Source organism: Flavobacterium phycosphaerae (genome assembly GCF_010119235.1).
In the GTDB taxonomy this organism is placed as follows: domain Bacteria; phylum Bacteroidota; class Bacteroidia; order Flavobacteriales; family Flavobacteriaceae; genus Flavobacterium; species Flavobacterium phycosphaerae.
In genome coordinates this window covers 3,013,063-3,032,958 of sequence record NZ_JAAATZ010000001.1, presented here as the reverse complement: position 1 = coordinate 3,032,958, position 19,896 = coordinate 3,013,063, and the positions used below count along the sequence as shown (strand labels likewise).

Annotated in this window: 13 protein-coding genes and 1 pseudogene; 10 read left to right on the top strand and 4 right to left on the bottom strand. The window is 39.3% G+C overall.

Going from position 1 to position 19,896, the window contains the following annotated elements:
* The first annotated feature begins 6 nt into the window (after positions 1-6).
* Positions 7-1,912, top strand: a pseudogene (acs, locus tag GUU89_RS13545) (acetate--CoA ligase).
* 77 nt (positions 1,913-1,989) lie between these two features.
* Positions 1,990-3,768 carry a hypothetical protein gene (locus GUU89_RS13540; RefSeq protein WP_162128411.1) on the top strand — a complete coding sequence of 593 codons (1,779 nt, stop codon included), beginning with the start codon at positions 1,990-1,992 and terminating at the stop codon, positions 3,766-3,768.
* 50 nt (positions 3,769-3,818) lie between these two features.
* Here the strand turns inward: GUU89_RS13540 and GUU89_RS13535 are convergent, their stop codons facing one another.
* Positions 3,819-4,343, bottom strand: a complete 525-nt coding sequence (locus GUU89_RS13535) for a DUF7935 family protein (protein WP_162128410.1) — start codon at positions 4,341-4,343, stop codon at positions 3,819-3,821.
* A gap of 408 nt (positions 4,344-4,751) precedes the next feature.
* On the opposite strand from GUU89_RS13535, the gene GUU89_RS13530 reads away from it, so the two are divergent.
* Entirely contained in the window at positions 4,752-7,082 is a 2,331-nt protein-coding gene (locus tag GUU89_RS13530) for an ATP-dependent helicase (RefSeq protein ID WP_162128409.1), read from the top strand.
* A 56-nt stretch (positions 7,083-7,138) separates the two neighbouring features.
* Positions 7,139-7,759: an L-threonylcarbamoyladenylate synthase gene (locus GUU89_RS13525; protein ID WP_162128408.1), complete on the top strand. Its 621-nt coding sequence runs from the start codon at positions 7,139-7,141 to the stop codon at positions 7,757-7,759.
* 79 nt (positions 7,760-7,838) lie between these two features.
* Here the strand turns inward: GUU89_RS13525 and GUU89_RS13520 are convergent, their stop codons facing one another.
* From GUU89_RS13520 to GUU89_RS13510, 3 genes are all read right to left on the bottom strand, one after another.
* Entirely contained in the window at positions 7,839-8,675 is an 837-nt protein-coding gene (locus GUU89_RS13520) for an OmpA/MotB family protein (protein ID WP_162128407.1), read from the bottom strand.
* A 78-nt stretch (positions 8,676-8,753) separates the two neighbouring features.
* Positions 8,754-9,755: a glycosyltransferase family 2 protein gene (locus GUU89_RS13515; protein ID WP_162128406.1), complete on the bottom strand. Its 1,002-nt coding sequence runs from the start codon at positions 9,753-9,755 to the stop codon at positions 8,754-8,756.
* Positions 9,756-9,770: 15 nt separating this feature from the next.
* Complete coding sequence (locus GUU89_RS13510) at positions 9,771-10,217, bottom strand: type I restriction enzyme HsdR N-terminal domain-containing protein (RefSeq protein ID WP_162128405.1); 447 nt, start codon at positions 10,215-10,217, stop codon at positions 9,771-9,773.
* 78 nt (positions 10,218-10,295) lie between these two features.
* Here GUU89_RS13510 and holA point away from each other — a divergent pair, with 78 nt between their 5' ends.
* The 6 genes from holA to GUU89_RS13480 all read left to right on the top strand — a co-directional run bounded on the left by holA (position 10,296) and on the right by GUU89_RS13480 (position 19,895).
* The gene (gene holA / locus GUU89_RS13505; protein WP_162128404.1) at positions 10,296-11,300 is read left to right on the top strand and encodes a DNA polymerase III subunit delta; all 1,005 of its coding nucleotides are present in this window, start codon (positions 10,296-10,298) and stop codon (positions 11,298-11,300) included.
* 178 nt (positions 11,301-11,478) lie between these two features.
* A complete protein-coding gene (locus GUU89_RS13500; protein WP_162128403.1) occupies positions 11,479-15,429 on the top strand; it encodes a reprolysin-like metallopeptidase in 3,951 nt (1,316 codons plus the stop codon).
* 125 nt (positions 15,430-15,554) lie between these two features.
* Entirely contained in the window at positions 15,555-15,737 is a 183-nt protein-coding gene (locus GUU89_RS13495; protein WP_162128402.1) for a CAL67264 family membrane protein, read from the top strand.
* 48 nt (positions 15,738-15,785) lie between these two features.
* Positions 15,786-16,238, top strand: coding sequence for a nucleoside deaminase (locus GUU89_RS13490; RefSeq protein WP_162128401.1), 453 nt, complete (start codon positions 15,786-15,788; stop codon positions 16,236-16,238).
* A gap of 13 nt (positions 16,239-16,251) precedes the next feature.
* Positions 16,252-17,649 (top strand): FAD binding domain-containing protein, encoded by a 1,398-nt coding sequence (locus GUU89_RS13485; RefSeq protein ID WP_162128400.1) that lies wholly within the window; start codon positions 16,252-16,254, stop codon positions 17,647-17,649.
* Entirely contained in the window at positions 17,646-19,895 is a 2,250-nt protein-coding gene (locus GUU89_RS13480; protein WP_162128399.1) for a xanthine dehydrogenase molybdopterin binding subunit, read from the top strand. The genes GUU89_RS13485 and GUU89_RS13480 overlap by 4 nt, the downstream gene beginning before the upstream one ends.
* The last annotated feature ends 1 nt before the right edge of the window (position 19,896 follow it).

Below are 19,896 nucleotides of genomic sequence, written 5' to 3'. Positions count from 1 at the left end.
TTAACAATGAGTTACTACAAAATACTGAATTTAGAGCATTATTTTAAAATGTATAAAAAATCTATCCGTGAACCCCGAAAGTTCTGGGATAGAATAGCCGATGAAAACTTTACTTGGTACCAAAAATGGGAAAAGGTTTTTGAATTTGATTTTCAGGAGGCCAAGTTCAAGTGGTTTTTAGATGCTAAAGTAAACATCACTAAAAACTGTATCGACAGGCATTTGGCTCGTCGGGGCGAAAAAACCGCTATCATATTCGAACCCAATAATCCGGACGAAGCCGCACAGCATATTACCTATAATGAGTTGTATGCCCGAGTTTCTAAACTGGCCAATGTACTTCGCGATCAGGGTATTAAAAAAGGAGACCGAGTTTGTATTTATTTACCCATGATTCCTGAGTTATCCATTACCGTTTTGGCTTGTGCCCGAATCGGAGCCATACATTCCGTAGTATTTGCCGGTTTCTCAGCATCAGCAGTGGCGGCTCGTATTAATGACAGCGAATGTAAAATGGTCATCACGTCTGACGGAAGTTATCGTGGCAATAAAGCCATTGACTTAAAAGGAATTGTGGATGAAGCGTTAGAAAAATGCCCGTGTGTAGAGAAAGTATTAGTGGTGAATAGAACCAACACTGCGGTTACTATGAAAGAAGGGCGCGACCTTTGGTTACAGCCTTTACTGGATGAAGCCATTCCGAACAATGTAGCCGAAATTATGGATGCTGAGGATCCTTTATTTATTTTATATACCTCAGGGTCAACCGGGAAACCAAAAGGGATGTTGCATACCACCGCAGGATACATGGTGTACACAGCCTATACTTTTAAAAATGTTTTCAATTACGAAGAGAATGATATTTTTTGGTGCACCGCCGATATTGGTTGGATTACCGGACATTCCTATATTTTATACGGCCCTTTATTAAACGGAGCTACGACCGTTATCTTTGAAGGAGTACCGTCTTATCCTGATTTCAGCCGTTTTTGGGAAGTCATCGAAAAGCATAAAGTAACACAGTTCTACACAGCACCAACCGCTATCCGTGCTTTGGCTAAAGAGAATTTAGACTATGTGCAGCGATTTCCTTTAAGTACTTTAAAAGTTATCGGTTCAGTAGGGGAACCTATTAATGAAGAGGCTTGGCACTGGTACAATGACCATGTTGGAGGTAAGCGTTGCCCATTGGTAGATACGTGGTGGCAGACCGAAACCGGAGGGATTATGATTTCCCCGATACCGTTTGTAACACCCACTAAACCAACTTATGCTTCCTTACCTTTACCCGGAATTCAACCGGTCTTGATGGATGAATTGCGTAACGAAATAGAAGGTAACCAAGTAACCGGCAGTTTGTGTATTAAATTCCCATGGCCGTCAATGGCCAGAACCATTTGGGGGATCACCAACGTTTTAAAGAAACCTACTTCTCGGCTTTTCCGGGTAAATATTTTACCGGTGACGGTGCGTTAAGAGATGAAGTGGGATACTACAGAATTACCGGTAGAGTAGATGATGTAATCATTGTTTCCGGACATAACTTAGGAACAGCTCCAATTGAAGATTCTATCAACGAACACCCGGCGGTAGCAGAAAGTGCTATTGTAGGTTTCCCTCATGATATTAAAGGTAATGCGCTGTATGGTTTTGTCATTCTGAAAGAGAGCGGAGAAAGCCGTAATCAGGAAAACTTAGCCAAAGAGATTAACCAATTAATTTCAGATCAAGTGGGACCGATTGCTAAATTAGATAAAATCCAATTTGTTTCAGGCTTGCCCAAAACGCGTTCCGGTAAAATTATGCGCCGTATATTAAGAAAAATTGCCGAAGGGACTTGTCTAATTTTGGCGATATCAGTACACTGCTTAATCCCGAAATTGTCGAGGAAATTAAAAACGGAAAACTATAATCTCTAATAAATTGTAAAAATAGACCTTCTCATTGAGAAGGTTTTTTTTATCTTTACCTAAAACATACTAACTCTATATGAAAAAAATAGTTCTTTTTGTAACCGCTCTTTTTTTAGTGCTAACGTTCTCGGGCTGTAATCCTAATGATGGTACTTCCGGACTTGGGAATACCAACGATGATATCTTTGTTCAAGGTTTTGGCGGAAAAGTCGACCGCGATTTTATCGGACAAGTAGTTGACACCAACAACCAACCTATTCAAAATGCTGATATTACTATTGGAGATGCTACTGTACAAACCGATGTTAATGGTGTTTTTATCATCAAAAATGCTGAAGTGCGTGAACGTTTTGCTTACATCACCGCTAAAAAAACAGGCTATATTGACGGTTCTCGTTCCTTGGTTCCAACTACCGGAAAGAACAATGTGAAGATTATGTTGCTGCCTAACACCCCAGTGCAAACCATCCCCTCTGATACAGCGAGCGAAGTAGCTTTGCCTAACGGAACCAAAGTGGCCTTTGACGGCGCCTTTCAGGATGAAACAGGAAATGCCTATACCGGAGATGTTACTGTGGCTATGTTTCACTTAACGCCTTCTAATGCTAATATCAGCCAATTGATGCCGGGTATGCTTTGCGGACAAACTTTAGAGAATAAACAAGCGGTTATGCAAACGTTTGGTATGCTGAATGTAGAATTGCGGGGTACCTCGGGTCAAAAGTTAAACTTGGCCGAAGGACATACCGCCGAAATTACTATGGATATTGATGCCAGTCAATTGGCCACAGCGCCAACGACTATTCCGTTATGGCATTTTGATGAAACATTGGGCTATTGGAAAGAAGATGGAGAAGCGACCAAAGTGGGCAATAAATATGTGGGTACCGTGAGTCATTTTTCGTGGTGGAATTGTGATACTTTTTCTTCAACAGTTACGTTAACCGTTACCGTAGTGGATGCAGCCGGGCAACCGATTGCCAATGCAGGAGTAGGATTGGTAGTCAATGCCACTAACTTTACTTCATATGTTCAACCGACCTCTACGAACGGACAGGTTGCCGGGTTGGTGCCTGCCAATCAAACCATGACGCTGAATATTTATGATATTTGTGGTAATGTCATCTCTACCACTTCCATAGGGCCGTTTGTAGCGAATACTATCTTACCTAATGTAGTAATCACGAATGCGATGGCACAAGATACATTGGTACAAGGAAATTTAGTAAAATGCGACAATACGAATGTGACTACTGGCTATGTGATGATGTACTATGCTAATAAAAGTATGCTGGCAGCGGTAACTAACGGTACTTTTAGTTTTTCGACTTTGGTATGTGCCAATAATAACAATACATTTACGTTGCAAGGCTTTGATTATGAGAATACACAAACCACAGGAGATATCAATTACACCTTTACTTCACCGGTTACCAATATTGGCAATTTAACCGCTTGTAGTGCGGTAACCGAGTTTATTTCTTATCAAATTGATAACGAGCCGACGGTTTATTATTACAGTAGTAATACGGGTGGTTTAGGTCCAAATAATACGGGTCTTCTAATTATGGGTTCATTAGCCTCAAATACTACTACGCCACCAATATACATATCAGGGAATACTAATATACCGGGTGTATACACTACTAATGATTTTTTTATTGAAGGAGGTAATATTAGCTACAGCAGTTCCCCAACCGGAAATACAATAGTATTTACTTTAAGCCAATTTGGTGCGGTAGGAGATTATATTGATTTGACTTTTAGTGGAACTTTTTCAGAACAAATTGCTACTGGTCCTACTCCTATAACTCATACTATAACCGGCGTAGCACACGTTATTCGTAATAATTAACGCAAATTTTAAAACATAAAAAAGCCTTCTCCAACGAGAAGGCTTTTTTATTATCCTAAAACTTGACTGACTTCACTTTTCAGGAATGTCAGCGCTACATTGGTGGCGGCTTCATCCTGAAGTAAGTTGCTCAGTATTTTTTCTCTCAATTTATCGGCATCCGCTACTGAAGTGTCCAGAGCTGTAGTTCTAATATTTTGAATAATCATATTTTTGGCTTTCAATAGCATCGTCCAACACTCGTCGGTTACATATATTTGCTGGGCCAAATTGTGTTCGTATTCATGTTCGATATGATGTATCAATAAATTTTGATATTCCATTTTGTCATTGTTGTTTGGGGCTACTCTAATCAACAGTTTTGCCGGATTGATGCGTTCTAAATACAACGCCAAGCGCTCATAAGCCTGCAAACGCAAAGGCAAGGAATGTTTCTGATTTTCGCGCATCAACAAAAAATGCCGTTTCTTTTCTTCGTTTTGTACAAACATTTGGAAGAAATAATACGCCACACCGCCCGTAATCAAAGCCGGTAAGGTGTAAAAAGCCAATTCAAGGAGTTTATCTGAATTCATATTCTAAAAGCTAAATTTTGTTGACAAATATAAAAGAATAAATTTTTAGTTTAGAACAGAAGTCCGCAATTGTCCGCAAATGTCCGCTTTTGTCCTGAAATGTCCACTTTGAGCAGTTTTTTAGGGGTTTTGTTCGGTATTGGTTCGGTACTTGTTCGGTAGCGCTTCGGTAAAATGGGTCTTTTACCGAACAAGTACCGAAGAAAAACAAAGTAAAACCCAAACAGTTGTTTTGAAACAAGGTTTTAATCCCTTGATTTAAAGTTTTATGCCTCAGGAAAAATAGGAAGGTGAAATGTTGATAATTAGCGTTAATTGTATTGCAATTCAACCGAAGGAACATTAAATTTGTCCGGTTCTATATAAAAATTTAGTTCCAAAGAACCTTAGCACTTTAGCACCAAAAAAATGCAAAAATACATTTCCCAACTCAACGAAGCCCAACAAGAACCTGTTTTGCAAAAAGACGGGCCTATGATTATCATTGCCGGTGCCGGCTCGGGGAAGACTCGTGTATTGACGGTTAGGATTGCTAATTTGATGAGTCAGGGTGTGGATGCGTTTAATATTTTGGCACTGACTTTTACCAACAAAGCGGCGCGTGAAATGAAAAAGCGTATCTCGGATATTGTGGGGAGCAATGAAGCCAAAAACCTTTGGATGGGTACTTTTCACTCGGTTTTTGCTAAGATACTGCGAATAGAAGCGGAGAAATTGGGCTATCCTTCTAATTTTACCATTTACGATACGCAGGATAGTGTGCGTTTGATTTCGGCCATTATCAAGGAACTGCAATTAGACAAAGATATTTACAAACCCAAGCAGGTTTATAGTCGTATTTCTTCGTATAAAAACTCTTTGATTACTGTTAAAGCCTATTTCAATAATCCGGAATTGCAGGAAGCCGATGCCATGAGTAAAAAGCCCAGAATGGGTGAAATTTACCAGCATTATGTGGAGCGTTGTTTCAAGAGCGGGGCTATGGATTTTGATGATTTGTTATTAAAAACGAATGAATTGCTAAACCGTTTTCCTGATGTATTGGCGAAGTACCAAGACCGATTCCGCTACATTATGGTGGATGAGTACCAAGATACCAATCATTCACAATACTTAATCGTTAGAGCATTGTCTGACCGATTTCAAAATATATGTGTGGTGGGTGATGATGCCCAAAGTATCTATGCTTTCCGTGGCGCCAACATCAATAACATTCTCAATTTCCAAAAGGATTATGACAATGTAAAAACCTATCGATTAGAACAAAATTACCGTTCTACCAAAAACATAGTAGAAGCGGCCAATTCCATTATTGATAAAAATAAAACCAAACTCGATAAAGTAGTTTGGACGGCCAACGATTTTGGTCCGAAAATAAAAGTCCACCGCAGCATTACTGATGGGGAAGAAGGTCGCTTTGTAGCCGGTGAAATCTTTGAGCAAAAGATGCGTAACCAAATGATGAACGGACAGTTTGCCATTTTGTATCGAACCAATGCCCAATCCAGAGCGATGGAAGATGCCTTGCGCAAGCGTGACATTCCGTACCGCATATACGGTGGTTTGTCTTTCTACCAAAGAAAGGAAATCAAAGACGTGTTGTGTTATTTACGTTTAGTGATTAACCCGAAAGATGAAGAAGCGTTAATTCGAGTGATCAATTATCCGGCTCGAGGGATTGGGGATTCCACTGTTGAAAAATTGACAGTAGCAGCCAATCATTACAAGCGTTCCATTTTTGAAGTGATGGAGCATATTGATAAAATTGATTTAAAACTAAATTCGGGAACCAAGAACAAGTTGCAGGATTTTGTTACGATGATTAAGAGTTTTCAAGTCATTAACGAACAGCAAGATGCTTTTGTTTTAACCGACCACGTAACTAAGAAAACAGGATTAGTACAAGAGCTCAAAAAAGACGCTACGCCCGAAGGCATTGCCCGTATAGAAAATATTGAAACCCTGATGGGAGGTATCAAAGACTTCATTGAAGGCCAAAGAGAAATTGACGGTGCTCGTGGTGCTTTATCTGAATTTTTAGAAGATGTAGCCTTGGCAACCGACTTAGACAAAGATACCGGCGATGATGATAGAGTAGCCTTGATGACGATTCACTTGGCCAAAGGATTAGAATTTCCGTATGTTTTTGTGGTTGGTATGGAAGAAGATTTGTTCCCCAGTGCGATGAGTTTGAATACGAGAAGCGAATTAGAGGAAGAACGTCGTTTGTTTTATGTGGCCTTAACTCGTGCCGAACATCAAGCTTATTTGACCTATGCCCAATCGCGTTACCGTTGGGGTAAATTGACCGATGCTGAACCGTCTCGTTTTATTGAAGAAATCAAAGATGAGTATTTAGAATATATTAATCCTTCCGATGCCGGTGGCTATCGCTATAAGCCAACCATTGATTTGGATATTTTTGGCGACATGGATAAATCCAAAATGCGATTGGTTAAACCAACAGCCGGGACGCCACCAAAAAGATACGGAGAAGAGCCTGTTTCTTCGGCAAATATTCGTAAATTGAAACCGGTATCCGGTAATGCCCCGAGCAATACTAATTTGTTTGACAGTAAATTAACTATAGGCAATATCGTAATGCACGAACGCTTTGGTAAAGGAGAAGTCCTTAATTTAGAAGGCATTGGTGCGGATAAAAAAGCAGAAATCAAATTTGAAGTAGGAGGGATTAAGAAGTTACTGTTGCGATTTGCCAAACTGGATGTAATAGGCTAACTCCAATTTATAAACTGTCTGAAAATCTAATAATCTAATAGTCTAACAATCCAATTATGGCTGAATTCATAAAAATATACGAAGACAAACCGAGCGAAGCCGCTATCAAAAAAGTGGTGGATGTGTTGCGTAATGGCGGTTTGGTTATTTATCCGACGGATACTGTTTATGGTTTAGGTTGTGATATTACCAATACAAAGGCTTTAGAACGCATAGCTAAAATTAAGGATGTCAAATTGGAGAAAGCCAATTTTTCGTTCGTATGTAGCGATTTGAGCAATATTTCCGATTATGTGAAACAAATTGACACTTCGACGTTTAAGATTTTAAAAAGAGCTTTGCCGGGACCCTACACTTTCATCCTGCCCGGTAATAACGATTTGCCGAAAGAATTCAGAAAAAAGAAAACGGTGGGTATTCGGGTACCTGACAATAATATCGCTTTGGAAATTGTGAAAATGCTGGGCAACCCTATCGTTTCTACTTCAATACATGATGACGATGAGGTGTTGGAATATTCAACTGACCCTGAATTGATTTTTGAGAAATGGCAAAACCGAGTAGATTTGGTCATTGATGGTGGTTATGGCGACAATGTAGGGTCTACGATAATCGATTTATCAGGCTATGAACCGGTGGTACTTCGTGAAGGTAAAGGTGATCCGGATATCTTTTAGTATGCTGTAGTGTAATAACTGAAAATAAAAAAACGTCCTGATTTCTCGGGACGTTTTTCTTTATAAACTATTCAGTGAATTATTTCTTCTGATTCTTCATTTCTTTTTCAATCATGTCATAGAACTCGTCAATTTTTGGTAATACAACGATTCGGGTTCTTCTGTTCTTAGCACGATTATCAGCGGTATTGTTATCCACTAATGGAATGAACTCGCTACGACCTGCAGCAATCAATTGTGATGGTTTTACGCCTAAGTCTTTGGTTAATACTCTAACAATAGCGGTGGAACGTTTTACACTCAAGTCCCAGTTGTCAAGTAATACAGCGTTTCCGGTAAACGGTACATTATCCGTATGGCCTTCTACCATGCATTCAAAAGTTGGTCGGCTGTTAATCACTTTAGCTACTTTAGCCAAAACTTCTTTCGCTCTGTCGCTTACGGTATAACTGCCACTTTTGAAAAGTAATTTATCAGCAATAGAAATGAAAACCACTCCTTTTTCTACATTAATTTCGATGTCCGGGTCTGAAATCCCAACAGAGCTTTTTAAACTAGTTACTAAAGCCAACGTAACACTGTCTTTTTTAGTTAAAGCATCCTGAAGACGAGTTATTTTAAGGTCTTTCTCTTTTAAACTTTCTAATGATTTTTCTAAGTTTTGTGCTCCTTTGGTACTTAACATGGTCATTTCTTTTGAACTGTTAATTAAGTCGGAGTTGTTTTGTTTTAAATAGTCATTTTGTTTTGAAAGTGCGTCTTTTTCAGAAAGACACAGGTTCAATTTAACAGTAGTTGAATTCAATAAATCTTGACATTCTTTGTTTTGTGCTTCAAGAGCCGCAATTTTTTTCTTAGAGCCACAAGAGGTAAGGGTCAGGGCTACAAGCGAAAGTGCAAAAATTACTTTTTTCATAAGGAAGTGTGATTAAAATTTTAACAAAAGTACGGATTATTTTAAAGTGTAAGAGTATATTAGAATGATAAACTCTTGTTAAAATAGCTTGTCAAAAACGGTGCCACTCTTGACAAAGTAAGTAAAAACAATGCTTTTGGTTTTGTAGTAATTCGCGGCTTGACTAGGACCTCTTTTCTTTAACATTTTGTTAATCAGATGATAAAAATAAAAATGGGCTTTCAATATGGCCCAACAATGCGTCAATTTTCCTTTCAAAATAAATTGAATGCCCGCAATACCATCCAAGCAAAGTCTGAGGAATATAATAGGGAATAATTGGCCTTCGGGTAAGTTTTTGGTCAGCATCAAAAGCGAGTTTCTGAAATTCAGAAATGTTTTCTTAGGATTGCTTTCGTTTAAAGTTGCGCCACCCACGTGATACACCACCGACTTAGGAGTATATTTAGCTTTATAACCTAAATTAAAAGCTCGCCAGCATAAATCAATTTCTTCCTGATGCGCAAAGAAGTCGGCATCAAAACCATTTAGTTTTCGGTAAATCTCCTTGCGAATAAAGAAACAGGCCCCACTGGCCCAAAAGATTTCGATTTCGTCATTGTACTGCCCGTTGTCTTTTTCGATAGTGTCAAAAATACGACCGCGACAAAACGGATATCCGTATTTATCAATAAAGCCACCGGCAGCGCCTGCATATTCAAAATACTCCTTGTTTTTATAATCTAATATCTTCGGTTGTATAATTCCGATATTCTGTGCTGTATCAAAAATAGATAGAATTGGTTTGAGCCAGCCTTCTGTAACTTCAATATCGGAGTTGACCAGGGCATAGTATTCTTCTTCGACTTGCTCAAGTGCTACATTATAGCCATTGGCAAAACCATAATTACCTTCATTCTGAATAATCTTCACCGTTGGAAATTGGGATTTAATGACAGCTACAGAAGCATCTGTAGAAGCATTATCGGCTACATAAACCGTGGCTTCCTCAGAATACGCTACTACGGAAGGCAAAAACTGCTCGAGCAATTTGGCGCCGTTCCAATTGAGTATGACTACTGCTATTTTTTTGTCTGTCATTTAATTTCTGTTGGTCTATCTTTTAAAATCCGGCAGTTCTTTCAGAAAAACATAGTGCTCTTTCTCAAAATCCATTTGGCAAAAGTAATGATTTAGTCCGTTGGTTACCATTAGGAATTTCGCCTTTAATTTCAGGTTGTAACGTGCAATTTGGTCAAAAGTGTCTTGAGTGATTTTAACTTCCGGGGCTTTGCATTCTACTAATAAAAAAATGGCTCCGTCTGGTTCAAAAACTACGGCATCATAGCGCTTGTTTATATCGTTTACTTTAACCAGTTTTTCTACATTGATATAAGATTTTGGATAGCGTTTCTCTTGTAAAAGAAACTGTACGGTATGTTGTCGCACCCATTCTTCAGGAGTGAGCACCATAAATTTTTTCCTGATTTCATCAAAAATAGACACTTTATTTTCACTATTTTTGAGGCGAAACGTATAAGAAGGAAAATTGAGTTTTTGCATAAAGCAAAGTTAATTTGAAAATTCGAAAATTTAAAAATTAATATTCTGCCGATTGCAATTGCAACTGAACACTAGAAAATGGACGAAGTAGTCAAAATCATCAACGACATCAAAGCCGGAAATATCAAACCTATCTATTTTTTGATGGGTGAGGAGCCCTATTATATTGACAGAATCACCGAGTACCTGGAAAATAATATTTTGACAGAAGATGAAAAAGGGTTCAATCAAATGGTGCTGTATGGTCGTGACACTACGGTGGATGAAATTGTAGCTAATGCCAAACGTTATCCAATGATGGCTGACCGTCAGGTGGTAATTGTAAAAGAAGCACAGGAGTTGGCCAAAACCATTGATAAGTTGGAATCTTATGCCGAAAACCCACAGCCGACCACTGTTTTGGTTATGGCTTACAAATATAAAACACTGGATAAACGCAAAAAAGTTACCAAGACCCTTGACAAACATGGCTTAGTGTATGAAAGTAAAAAGATGTACGAAAACCAGGTGGGTGAATGGATTAAACGCGTTTTAAAAGGCAAAGGCTATGACATTGAACCCAAAGCCATGATGATGTTGGTTGAATTTTTGGGGAATGATTTAAGTCGGATTGCCAATGAGTTAAATAAACTCGAAATCATTTTGCCCAAAGGCAGTACCATTACACCGCATCATATAGAAGAAAATATAGGCTTCAGCAAAGATTTTAATGTCTTCGAATTCCGAAAAGCCATAGGCGAAAAAAACCAATTGAAAGCCTATCAGATTGCCGCTTATTTTGCCCAAAACCAAAAAGATAATCCACTGGTCATGACTACTGGTTTGGTATTCAGTTTCTTTTCTTCTCTATTGCAATACCACGGTTTAAAAGATAAATCTCCGGGCAATGTTGCCAAAGTACTGAAAGTCAATCCTTATTTTCTAAAAGATTACGATGTAGCCCTGCGCAATTATCCTATGCGAAAAGTTAGTGCTATAGTTGGAACTTTGCGCGATATTGATGTAAAAAGCAAAGGAGTAGGGGTTAATGCTTTACCACAAGGTGATTTGCTGAAAGAAATGCTGGTTAGCATTTTTAATTAAACCGGCAAGTAGGGATTCTCTTTAGTAAACTGTTCCTGATTTACCCCATTTACTACTATTAACGGAATTGCCTTATAAAACAATACTTTTTATTGTGAGTTACTGCAATTTGCTGATGCTATTTAATTAAATCCAATATATTTGCAAATTGTTTTAATATCATCATTACCAAATAATTATGAAATACTCACTACTCGCCATTATTTTATTAATTTCTACTGTTACCCTTGCGCAAAAAGACAGCAATTTATGGAAAGCTAATACTAAAGGCATAACGTCTACGATTGCTGAAAATAAAAAATCATTAACGCGCAAACAGTTATTTGAATTAGACATCAACGGACTAAAACAACGATTAGTCAATGCTCCAAAACGATTTGCCTCTAAAGAAAAATCAAATATTACGGTTTCCTTTCCTAATAGTGAAGGTCAATTAGAAAATTTCTATATCCAGGAAACTTCAAATATGGATGCCGCTCTAGCCGCAAAATATCCCGATATCAAATCCTATGTCGGACAAGGAATTGAAAATCCGACAGCCAGAGTTTACTTTAGTCTATCGCCACTCGGATTACAAAGTATGATTATTTATGCCGATCGTTCGGCCGTTTTTATAGAACCTTTTACCACCGATTTAAGCACTTATGTTGTTTACCGAAAAACAGATAAAGCCCTTTCATTGTTAAGTCCATTTGAATGTAAGGTCATTAATACAGTGCAAAACGGACTGCAAAGTGCTGATTTAGCTGCCAGACCTAATGCTGATGATGCTTTGATGAGAACCTATCGTTTAGCGCTTTCGGTAACCGGAGAATACACTGTTTATTTCGGAGGTACAAAAGCTTTGGCTTTAGCAGCAATGAATAACACCATGACACGTGTTAACGGCGTATTTGAAATTGATTTTGGGGTTCACATGAATTTGATTGCCAACAATGATGTCCTAATTTACACCAACGCTTCAACCGACCCTTATTCAGCCGCTGCTACAGGATCGGGAGGCGCTTGGAATACAGAATTGCAAAACAATCTGACCACAACAATAGGAAATGCCGCTTATGATATTGGTCACTTGTTTGGGGCTAGTGGTGGTGGAGGAAATGCCGGTTGTATAGGTTGTGTTTGTGTAGATGATACTGCCAGCACAACAGATGAAAACAAAGGAAGTGGATTTACCTCTCCCGGAGATGGAATTCCATCAGGCGATAATTTTGATATTGATTATGTAGCTCACGAAATGGGACATCAATTTGGAGCCAATCATACATGGACACACGGTGGTAATGAAGGAACCGGTACTCAAATGGAGCCTGGTTCAGGTTCAACGATTATGGGCTATGCTGGTATTACCACCCTTGATGTGCAACCTCACTCTGATGCTTATTTTCATGCAATCAGTATTCAACAGGTTACTAATTATATAAAAACAACTACCTGTCAAACCAACACCGCTACCGGAAATGCTATTCCAACAGCCAGCGCAGGATTAGATTATACCATTCCTAAAAGTACTCCGTTTATGTTAACCGGTTCGGGAACTGATACCAACGGTGATGCACTTACTTATATTTGGGAACAAATGGATTCACAAACCACGGCAGCAGCACCAAGTGCCACAAAAACTACCGGAGTTAATTTCAGGTCATATACCCCTACCACTTCGCCAACAAGGTATTTTCCAAAAATGTCATCGGTATTAACCGGTGCCACTACAACAGCAGGAACCGAAATTACGGTCGAAGCCTTATCATCTGTAGCTCGTACTTTAAATTTCAGGTTTACCGTTCGTGACAATCATGCCGGAGGACCTGCTAATAATAGCGATGATATGGTAGTAACCGTTAATGCAACGGCCGGTCCTTTTGCGGTAACCATACCTAATACGGCGGTTTCCTATCCGGCAGGAAGTGCCCAAACGGTGACATGGAATGTGGCCGGTACTACAACAAACAGTGTCAATTGTGCCAATGTAGATATTTTAATTTCAACTAATGGAGGTACTACATGGTCCACTTTATTAGCTGCGACACCCAACGACGGTTCAGAATCAGTGACTATGCCTGCTACCGTAGGAACCACTAACCGAATCATGATTAAAGGAACCAACCACATCTTTTTCGATGTTTCTAATACTAATTTTACCATTACAGCTGCTTCATCCGATACGACTCCGCCATCAGCGCCTACTTTAACCGCTTCTGGAACCACGGTGAATTCAACAAACCTCTCTTGGACAACTTCAACAGACAATGTTGGGGTAACGGGATATGAAGTATATCAAGGAGGTGTTTTGATTGGTACTACGACTACAGCCACCACTTTTGCAGTAACCGGATTGACTCCGGCCACAAGCTATGCTTTTACGGTAAAAGCCAAAGATGCCGCCGGGAATTTTTCAGCAGCAAGTAATACAGTGAATGTTACTACATTGTCTGATACGACAGCCCCGACAGCCCCTGTTTTAAGTGCCTCGGGAACCACGTCAACGACGACCAATCTGTCTTGGACAACGGCTACCGATAATGTAGCAGTAACCGGGTATGATGTGTATAAAGATGGTGTTTTATTAGGCTCGACAACCACTGCCACTACTTATGCCGTAAGCGGATTAATCGCTAATACCACCTATGTGTTCACCGTGAAAGCAAAAGACAATGCCGGTAATATTTCCTCAGCCAGTAACGCACTAAGTGTAACAACAACTTTATTTACCTATTGTACTTCACAAGGAAATAATGTGGCCGATGAAGTGATTGGAAGAGTACAATTAGGAACCATTGATAATACATCAACAGGAGGTACGGGTTATACTGATTTTACGGCTATTTCAACTAACTTGACCAGATATACTACACCAACCATTACAATTACACCAACTTGGACATCAACTGCCTATAGTGAAGGATATGCCGTTTTCATTGATTACAATAAAGACGGAGACTTTTTAGACAGCGGAGAAACGGTTTGGACAAAAGCACCGTCAACAACAACTCCTGTTTCGGGAACTTTTACCATACCGGCAACGGCTACGTTAGGAGCTACAAGAATGAGGGTTTCTCTTAAATTCAATGCTATTCCAACTGCTTGTGAAACTTATACTTATGGGCAGGTAGAAGATTATACCGTTGTAATTGTTGCCGATACCACAGCACCAACAGCACCAACAGGATTAACAGCTTCGGGAACAACGCAAAGAACCACCAATTTATCTTGGACAGCCGCTACCGATAATGCCGCCGTTACCGGATACGATGTGTACAAAGGAGCCGTTTTAATAGGTTCTACCACAACTGCGACTACTTTTGCTGTTTCCGGATTGACCTATGCTACCGCTTATGCCTTCACCGTTAAAGCAAAAGATGCTTCCGGAAATATTTCGGCTTCAAGTAATACGGCAAATGTAACTACACTAACGCCGCCTACCACAACAGCAACTGCTTGTAGTTCCTACACTTGGTCTGTTAACAATCAAACTTATACCACTACTGGAAATTATACAGGAATCAATGCAAGCGGCGATACAGAATTTTTGAATCTTACAATAACCTCTTGTGCTTCAGTTGTAACGGTTAAATTTAATATTGAAGGCTTTTATGATTTGGCAACACATGCTATGCGTCCGGTAAAAGCCAATCAAGGTATAGGTTCAAGCGCAACAGATGTAGATACTATAACATTAGAATTAAAAAGTGCCGGCAATGTTCTTGTAGGTTCAACGACTGCCGTACTGCAAACAAACGGGACTGCTGTTTGTAATTTTACTTCGGTACCCAATGGTTCTTACTATTTAGTGGTAAAACACAGAAATGCCATTGAGACTTGGAGTGCTACAACACAAGCGGTAAGTTCGACAACACCTTTAGTTTATGATTTCAGAACGGCTGCTAACAAAGCATACGGTAGCAATATGAAACTAATGGAAGCGGGAGTTTATGCTTTTTACAGCGGCGATTTAAACCAAGATGGCTTTATTGAAATTGCTGATTTTTCACCTCTTTTCAATGATAGTGATGCGGCTGTAGAAGGAAATGCTGCGACTGATTTGAATGGAGATGGCTTTGTAGAAATTTCGGATTTCTCTATTTTGTTCAATAATTCAGACAATGCTGTTGAATCAAAACAACCATAATAAATTTGTTTAGAATCAATAGAATATCTAATCCAATATATTTTGAAAGCATTCCGTAAGGAGTGCTTTTTTATTTAAAAAATTACCGATATTTGCCTCTGCTTTAAAATTAAATACCACAAATTATGGGAATGAATAAGAATACAGTTTTGGGTTGGGCTACCTTCATCATGATTATCATGGGCTTTATTTTAATTGGGCTTGGTGTATATCGTTACGCTGATGTTGCAGGTTGGGGATTCGGAGCTGTAGGAGTTGGTTTTTTGGCCAATGCCTGGGTGTTCAGTTCGCTCAAAGGAAGAGTTTAAATTAATAACAGATTAAGAATAAATATTATGTGTGCAAAAAATGAATTTATGCAAGAGGCTATCAACCTGTCTATCGAGAATGTAAAATCGGGAAAAGGCGGGCCTTTTGGTGCAGTAATCGTGAAAGACGGTAAAATTATTGCCCGCGGAGCCAATGGAGTAACTTCAACTAATGACCCTACAGCACACGCTGAGGTAGTAGCCATTAGAAATGCCTGCAAAGAATTAGGAACGTTCCAATTAGACGGTTGCGAAATCTACACCAGTTGTGAACCTTGTCCAATGTGTTTAGGAGCTATTTATTGGGCAAGACCTGATAAAATGTATTTTGCCAATACCAAAAAAGACGCTGCTGACATCAATTTTGATGACCAATTTATTTACGAAGAATTAGAATTGCCTTTTACTAACAGAAAGTTGCAAACCGAGCAAATGATGCGTGATGAAGCATTAGAAGCTTTCCAATTATGGTCTACAAGTATTGCTAAAATCGAATATTAATTCGTAATCCGCTATGATTCAATTTATATTAAATAATCGGTTGATTCAAACCGATAAATCGGCTAGCACTACCTTGCTCGACTTTATTCGTTACGACGAAAACCTGCGCGGAACTAAAATCGGTTGTCGTGAAGGGGATTGCGGAGCTTGTACGGTGTTGATTGGCTCATTAAAAGAAGGTAAAACCGAGTATGCCAGTGCCACTTCATGCTTAACGCCGTTAGCGAATGTTCACGGTAAACACATCGTTACTGTAGAAGGATTGAACTTACCCGAAAAACTAAATCAAGTACAACAAGCCATGGTAGATTGTTCAGGAACGCAATGCGGATTTTGTACGCCGGGCTTTGTGAATTCGATGAGTGGGTATGCTTTGACTTGCTCTGAACCTACAGTAGAAAGCGCTATCAGTTCTATTGACGGAAATATTTGCCGTTGTACCGGTTATAAAACCATTGAACGCGCTGCCGCAAAAGTGACCGAAGTGTTGTTGCAAAAAGACCAAAGTCAGCCTTTGTCTTGGTTAGTTGCCAATGATTTTGTGCCCGATTATTTTTTAACAATTGAACAAAGATTAAAAGAATTTCAAAGCGAATATACTTCGAATGGTCAAGTACCGATTGGTGGCGGAACCGATTTATACGTTCAAAAACATGACGAATTACACGACATGGATATGAATTATTTATTCGATAAAGAAGAACTAAACGGAATTACTTTCAATGGAAATAGTTGTCTACTGAAATCGTCTGCAACCGTTACCGATTTAATTGAAAACGAAACATTGTTAAATGCGATTCCGAATTGGTATAATTATCTAAAATTACTGTCGTCAACGCCAATTCGAAACATTGCTACCATAGCCGGAAACATTGCTAATGGTTCACCCATTGGAGATTTTACGATTATTCTTTTAGCCATGAAAGCCCAATTGACATTGACGAATAAAGAAAATGTCAGTCGACAAGTCATGCTGAAAGACTTTTATTTGGGTTACAAAACCTTAGATAAAAAAACGGACGAAATCATTTCCGAGATTGCATTTGAAGTCCCTACTTCCAGTAAATTCCATTTCGAAAAAGTATGCAAACGACAATATTTAGATATTGCCAGTGTGAATACTGCTATCACCGTTTCTACTAATGGGACTGCAATTACTGATGCTGATGTTTCTATGGGAGGCGTTGGTCCGATTCCAAAATATTTAGCCAAAACCAGTACTTTTTTAGTTGGAAAAGAGATAACTGTAGCAACAGTAAAAGAAGCAGAACAACTTTTGCAAACCGAGTTAGCACCTATCAGCGATGCTCGTGGTACCGAAGCATATAAAAGACTTTTGGCGCGCCAATTGTTCTTTGCCCATTTCATTACGCTATTTCCTGAAACCTTTAAAATGAACGATTTAGTATGATTAATATAGACGCTCATAATCACGTAAAAGGAAAGTCCATTTACTTAGATGATATTCAGGAGATTCACGGAACGCTTTATGCTTTGCCGTTTGATGCAACAGTAGCTCATGCTAAAATTAAAAGCATTGATTTAGAATTGGCACTAAAAGCCAAAGGCATAGTCGAAATTTTAACGGCAAAAGATATTCCCGGTCAAAATCAAATCGGAGGTATTTTTCCGGATGAACCTTTACTAGCCGATGGCGAAGTACATTTTCGAGGACAAGTTATTGCTTTGATTGTTGGAAAATCGGAACACGACTGTCGCATGGCAGCCAAACTAATTAAAGTAGTTTACGAAGAATTACCGGTAATCACCGATCCGAGAGAAGCGCAGAAGCAGGATAAACTTATCATGCCTCCAAGACAATTCAAGTTGGGAGATACAGCAACCGCTTGGTCACAATGCGAATACATTTTTGAAGGCAGAAGCGATGTCAACGGACAGGAACATTTATACATAGAAACTCAAGGTGCTTACGCCCGTCCCAAAGAAGACGGAAGTATCATTATTTCTTCTTCTACACAAGGTCCAACCGCTGTTCAAAGGATGGTGGCTCAAGTACTGGGAATCCCAATGCATAAAATTGAAATCGATACCGTTCGTTTAGGTGGTGGTTTTGGTGGGAAAGAAGACCAAGCAACCCCTTGGGCTGTAATGGTTGCTTTAGCGGCTCAACATTTACACAAACCGGTAAAAATGTCGATGCACCGCATGGACGATATGCGTATGACCGGAAAGCGCCATCCGTATTCGGCCGATTTTAAAATTGGTTTGAATAAAGACTTAAAGATTATTGCTTACGAAGTAACTCATTATCAAAATGCAGGAGCAGCAGCCGATTTATCACCGGCAGTTATGGAACGTACTTTGTTTCATTCTACCAATGCGTATTTTATTCCAAATGTAATTGCGAAAGCGTACAGTTGTAAAACCAATTTACCACCGAATACAGCATTCAGAGGTTTTGGCGGACCACAAGGGAAGTTTGTCATTGAAGCTGCCATTGTAAAAGCAGCGGAATCATTAGGAATAAGTCCTGCAGTCATTCAGAAAGCGAACTTGGTTAAAGAGGGCGATGAGTTATCGTATGGTCAAATTTTGCAACAAGTAGAAGCACAAAATGCTTGGGAAACCTGCATGAAAAGCTACGATTACGAAACTCAAAAGAAACGAGTAGAAGAATTCAATGCTAACAATACACGATTCAAAAAAGGTTTAGCGATTCAACCGATTTGCTTCGGAATTTCGTTTACCAATACCATGATGAATCACGCTCGTGCTTTGGTACATATTTATCATGACGGAAGCGTAGTAGTAAGTACCGGAGGTGTTGAGATGGGGCAGGGGTTGAATACCAAAATGCTCCAAATCGTGATAGAAACCTTTGGAATCAATGCGAATAAAGTCCGAATTGAATCAACAAATACATTACGCGTTGCCAATACGTCACCAACCGCTGCGAGTGCCGGAGCTGACCTGAATGGAAAAGCTTTACAAATGGCGTGTAACGCTTTGTTGGAACGATTGAAAGCTGTAGCTCAAAAAGAATATACCGACCAAATAATTGAATTAAAAGAGGAGATGGTTTATGCCAATGAGGTAAAAACTGAAATCACCTGGAATGCCTTAATCACCAGAGCATTTACCCAACGTGTAGCTTTGAGTGAAAATGCGCATTATGCTACGCCAACCATCCATTACGATAAAACCAAAGAAAAAGGACATCCGTTTGCATACCATGTATACGGCACGGCTATTCATGAAGTAACAGTCGATTGTTTGAAAGGAACCTACGATTTTGACAGCGTGAATATTGTACACGATTTCGGAAAAAGTATGAATCCAACGATTGACAACGGACAGATTGAAGGCGGATTGGTACAAGGAATTGGTTGGATGACTTTGGAAGAAATCATTTATAACGACCAAGGACGATTGGTTTCCAATGCACTGTCGACATACAAAGTTCCCGATATTTATTCGGTTCCGAAGGTGATTAACATTCAACATTTGGAAACTGAAGGTCACGAACTCGCCATTAAAAAATCAAAAGCTGTGGGTGAACCACCGTTGATGTATGGAATCGGAGCTTATTTTGCCATTCGCAATGCTGTGAAAGCTTTCAATCCCGATGCTGATTTAGCAGTAAACGCACCGTATACGCCTGAGAAAGTGTTGATGGACTTGTACAAGAAGTCATAAA

What these genes read in the sequence shown, in the direction of transcription:
- holA (WP_162128404.1), top strand. Translation starts at nt 10,296, where the DNA reads ATGGACGAAGTAGTCAAAATCATCAACGACATCAAAGCCGGAAATATC.
- GUU89_RS13520 (WP_162128407.1), bottom strand. Translation starts at nt 8,675, where the DNA reads ATGAAAAAAGTAATTTTTGCACTTTCGCTTGTAGCCCTGACCCTTACC.
- GUU89_RS13490 (WP_162128401.1), top strand. Translation starts at nt 15,786, where the DNA reads ATGCAAGAGGCTATCAACCTGTCTATCGAGAATGTAAAATCGGGAAAA.
- GUU89_RS13480 (WP_162128399.1), top strand. Translation starts at nt 17,646, where the DNA reads ATGATTAATATAGACGCTCATAATCACGTAAAAGGAAAGTCCATTTAC.
- GUU89_RS13535 (WP_162128410.1), bottom strand. Translation starts at nt 4,343, where the DNA reads ATGAATTCAGATAAACTCCTTGAATTGGCTTTTTACACCTTACCGGCT.
- GUU89_RS13540 (WP_162128411.1), top strand. Translation starts at nt 1,990, where the DNA reads ATGAAAAAAATAGTTCTTTTTGTAACCGCTCTTTTTTTAGTGCTAACG.
- GUU89_RS13500 (WP_162128403.1), top strand. Translation starts at nt 11,479, where the DNA reads ATGAAATACTCACTACTCGCCATTATTTTATTAATTTCTACTGTTACC.
- GUU89_RS13485 (WP_162128400.1), top strand. Translation starts at nt 16,252, where the DNA reads ATGATTCAATTTATATTAAATAATCGGTTGATTCAAACCGATAAATCG.
- GUU89_RS13510 (WP_162128405.1), bottom strand. Translation starts at nt 10,217, where the DNA reads ATGCAAAAACTCAATTTTCCTTCTTATACGTTTCGCCTCAAAAATAGT.
- GUU89_RS13530 (WP_162128409.1), top strand. Translation starts at nt 4,752, where the DNA reads ATGCAAAAATACATTTCCCAACTCAACGAAGCCCAACAAGAACCTGTT.
- GUU89_RS13525 (WP_162128408.1), top strand. Translation starts at nt 7,139, where the DNA reads ATGGCTGAATTCATAAAAATATACGAAGACAAACCGAGCGAAGCCGCT.
- GUU89_RS13495 (WP_162128402.1), top strand. Translation starts at nt 15,555, where the DNA reads ATGGGAATGAATAAGAATACAGTTTTGGGTTGGGCTACCTTCATCATG.
- GUU89_RS13515 (WP_162128406.1), bottom strand. Translation starts at nt 9,755, where the DNA reads ATGACAGACAAAAAAATAGCAGTAGTCATACTCAATTGGAACGGCGCC.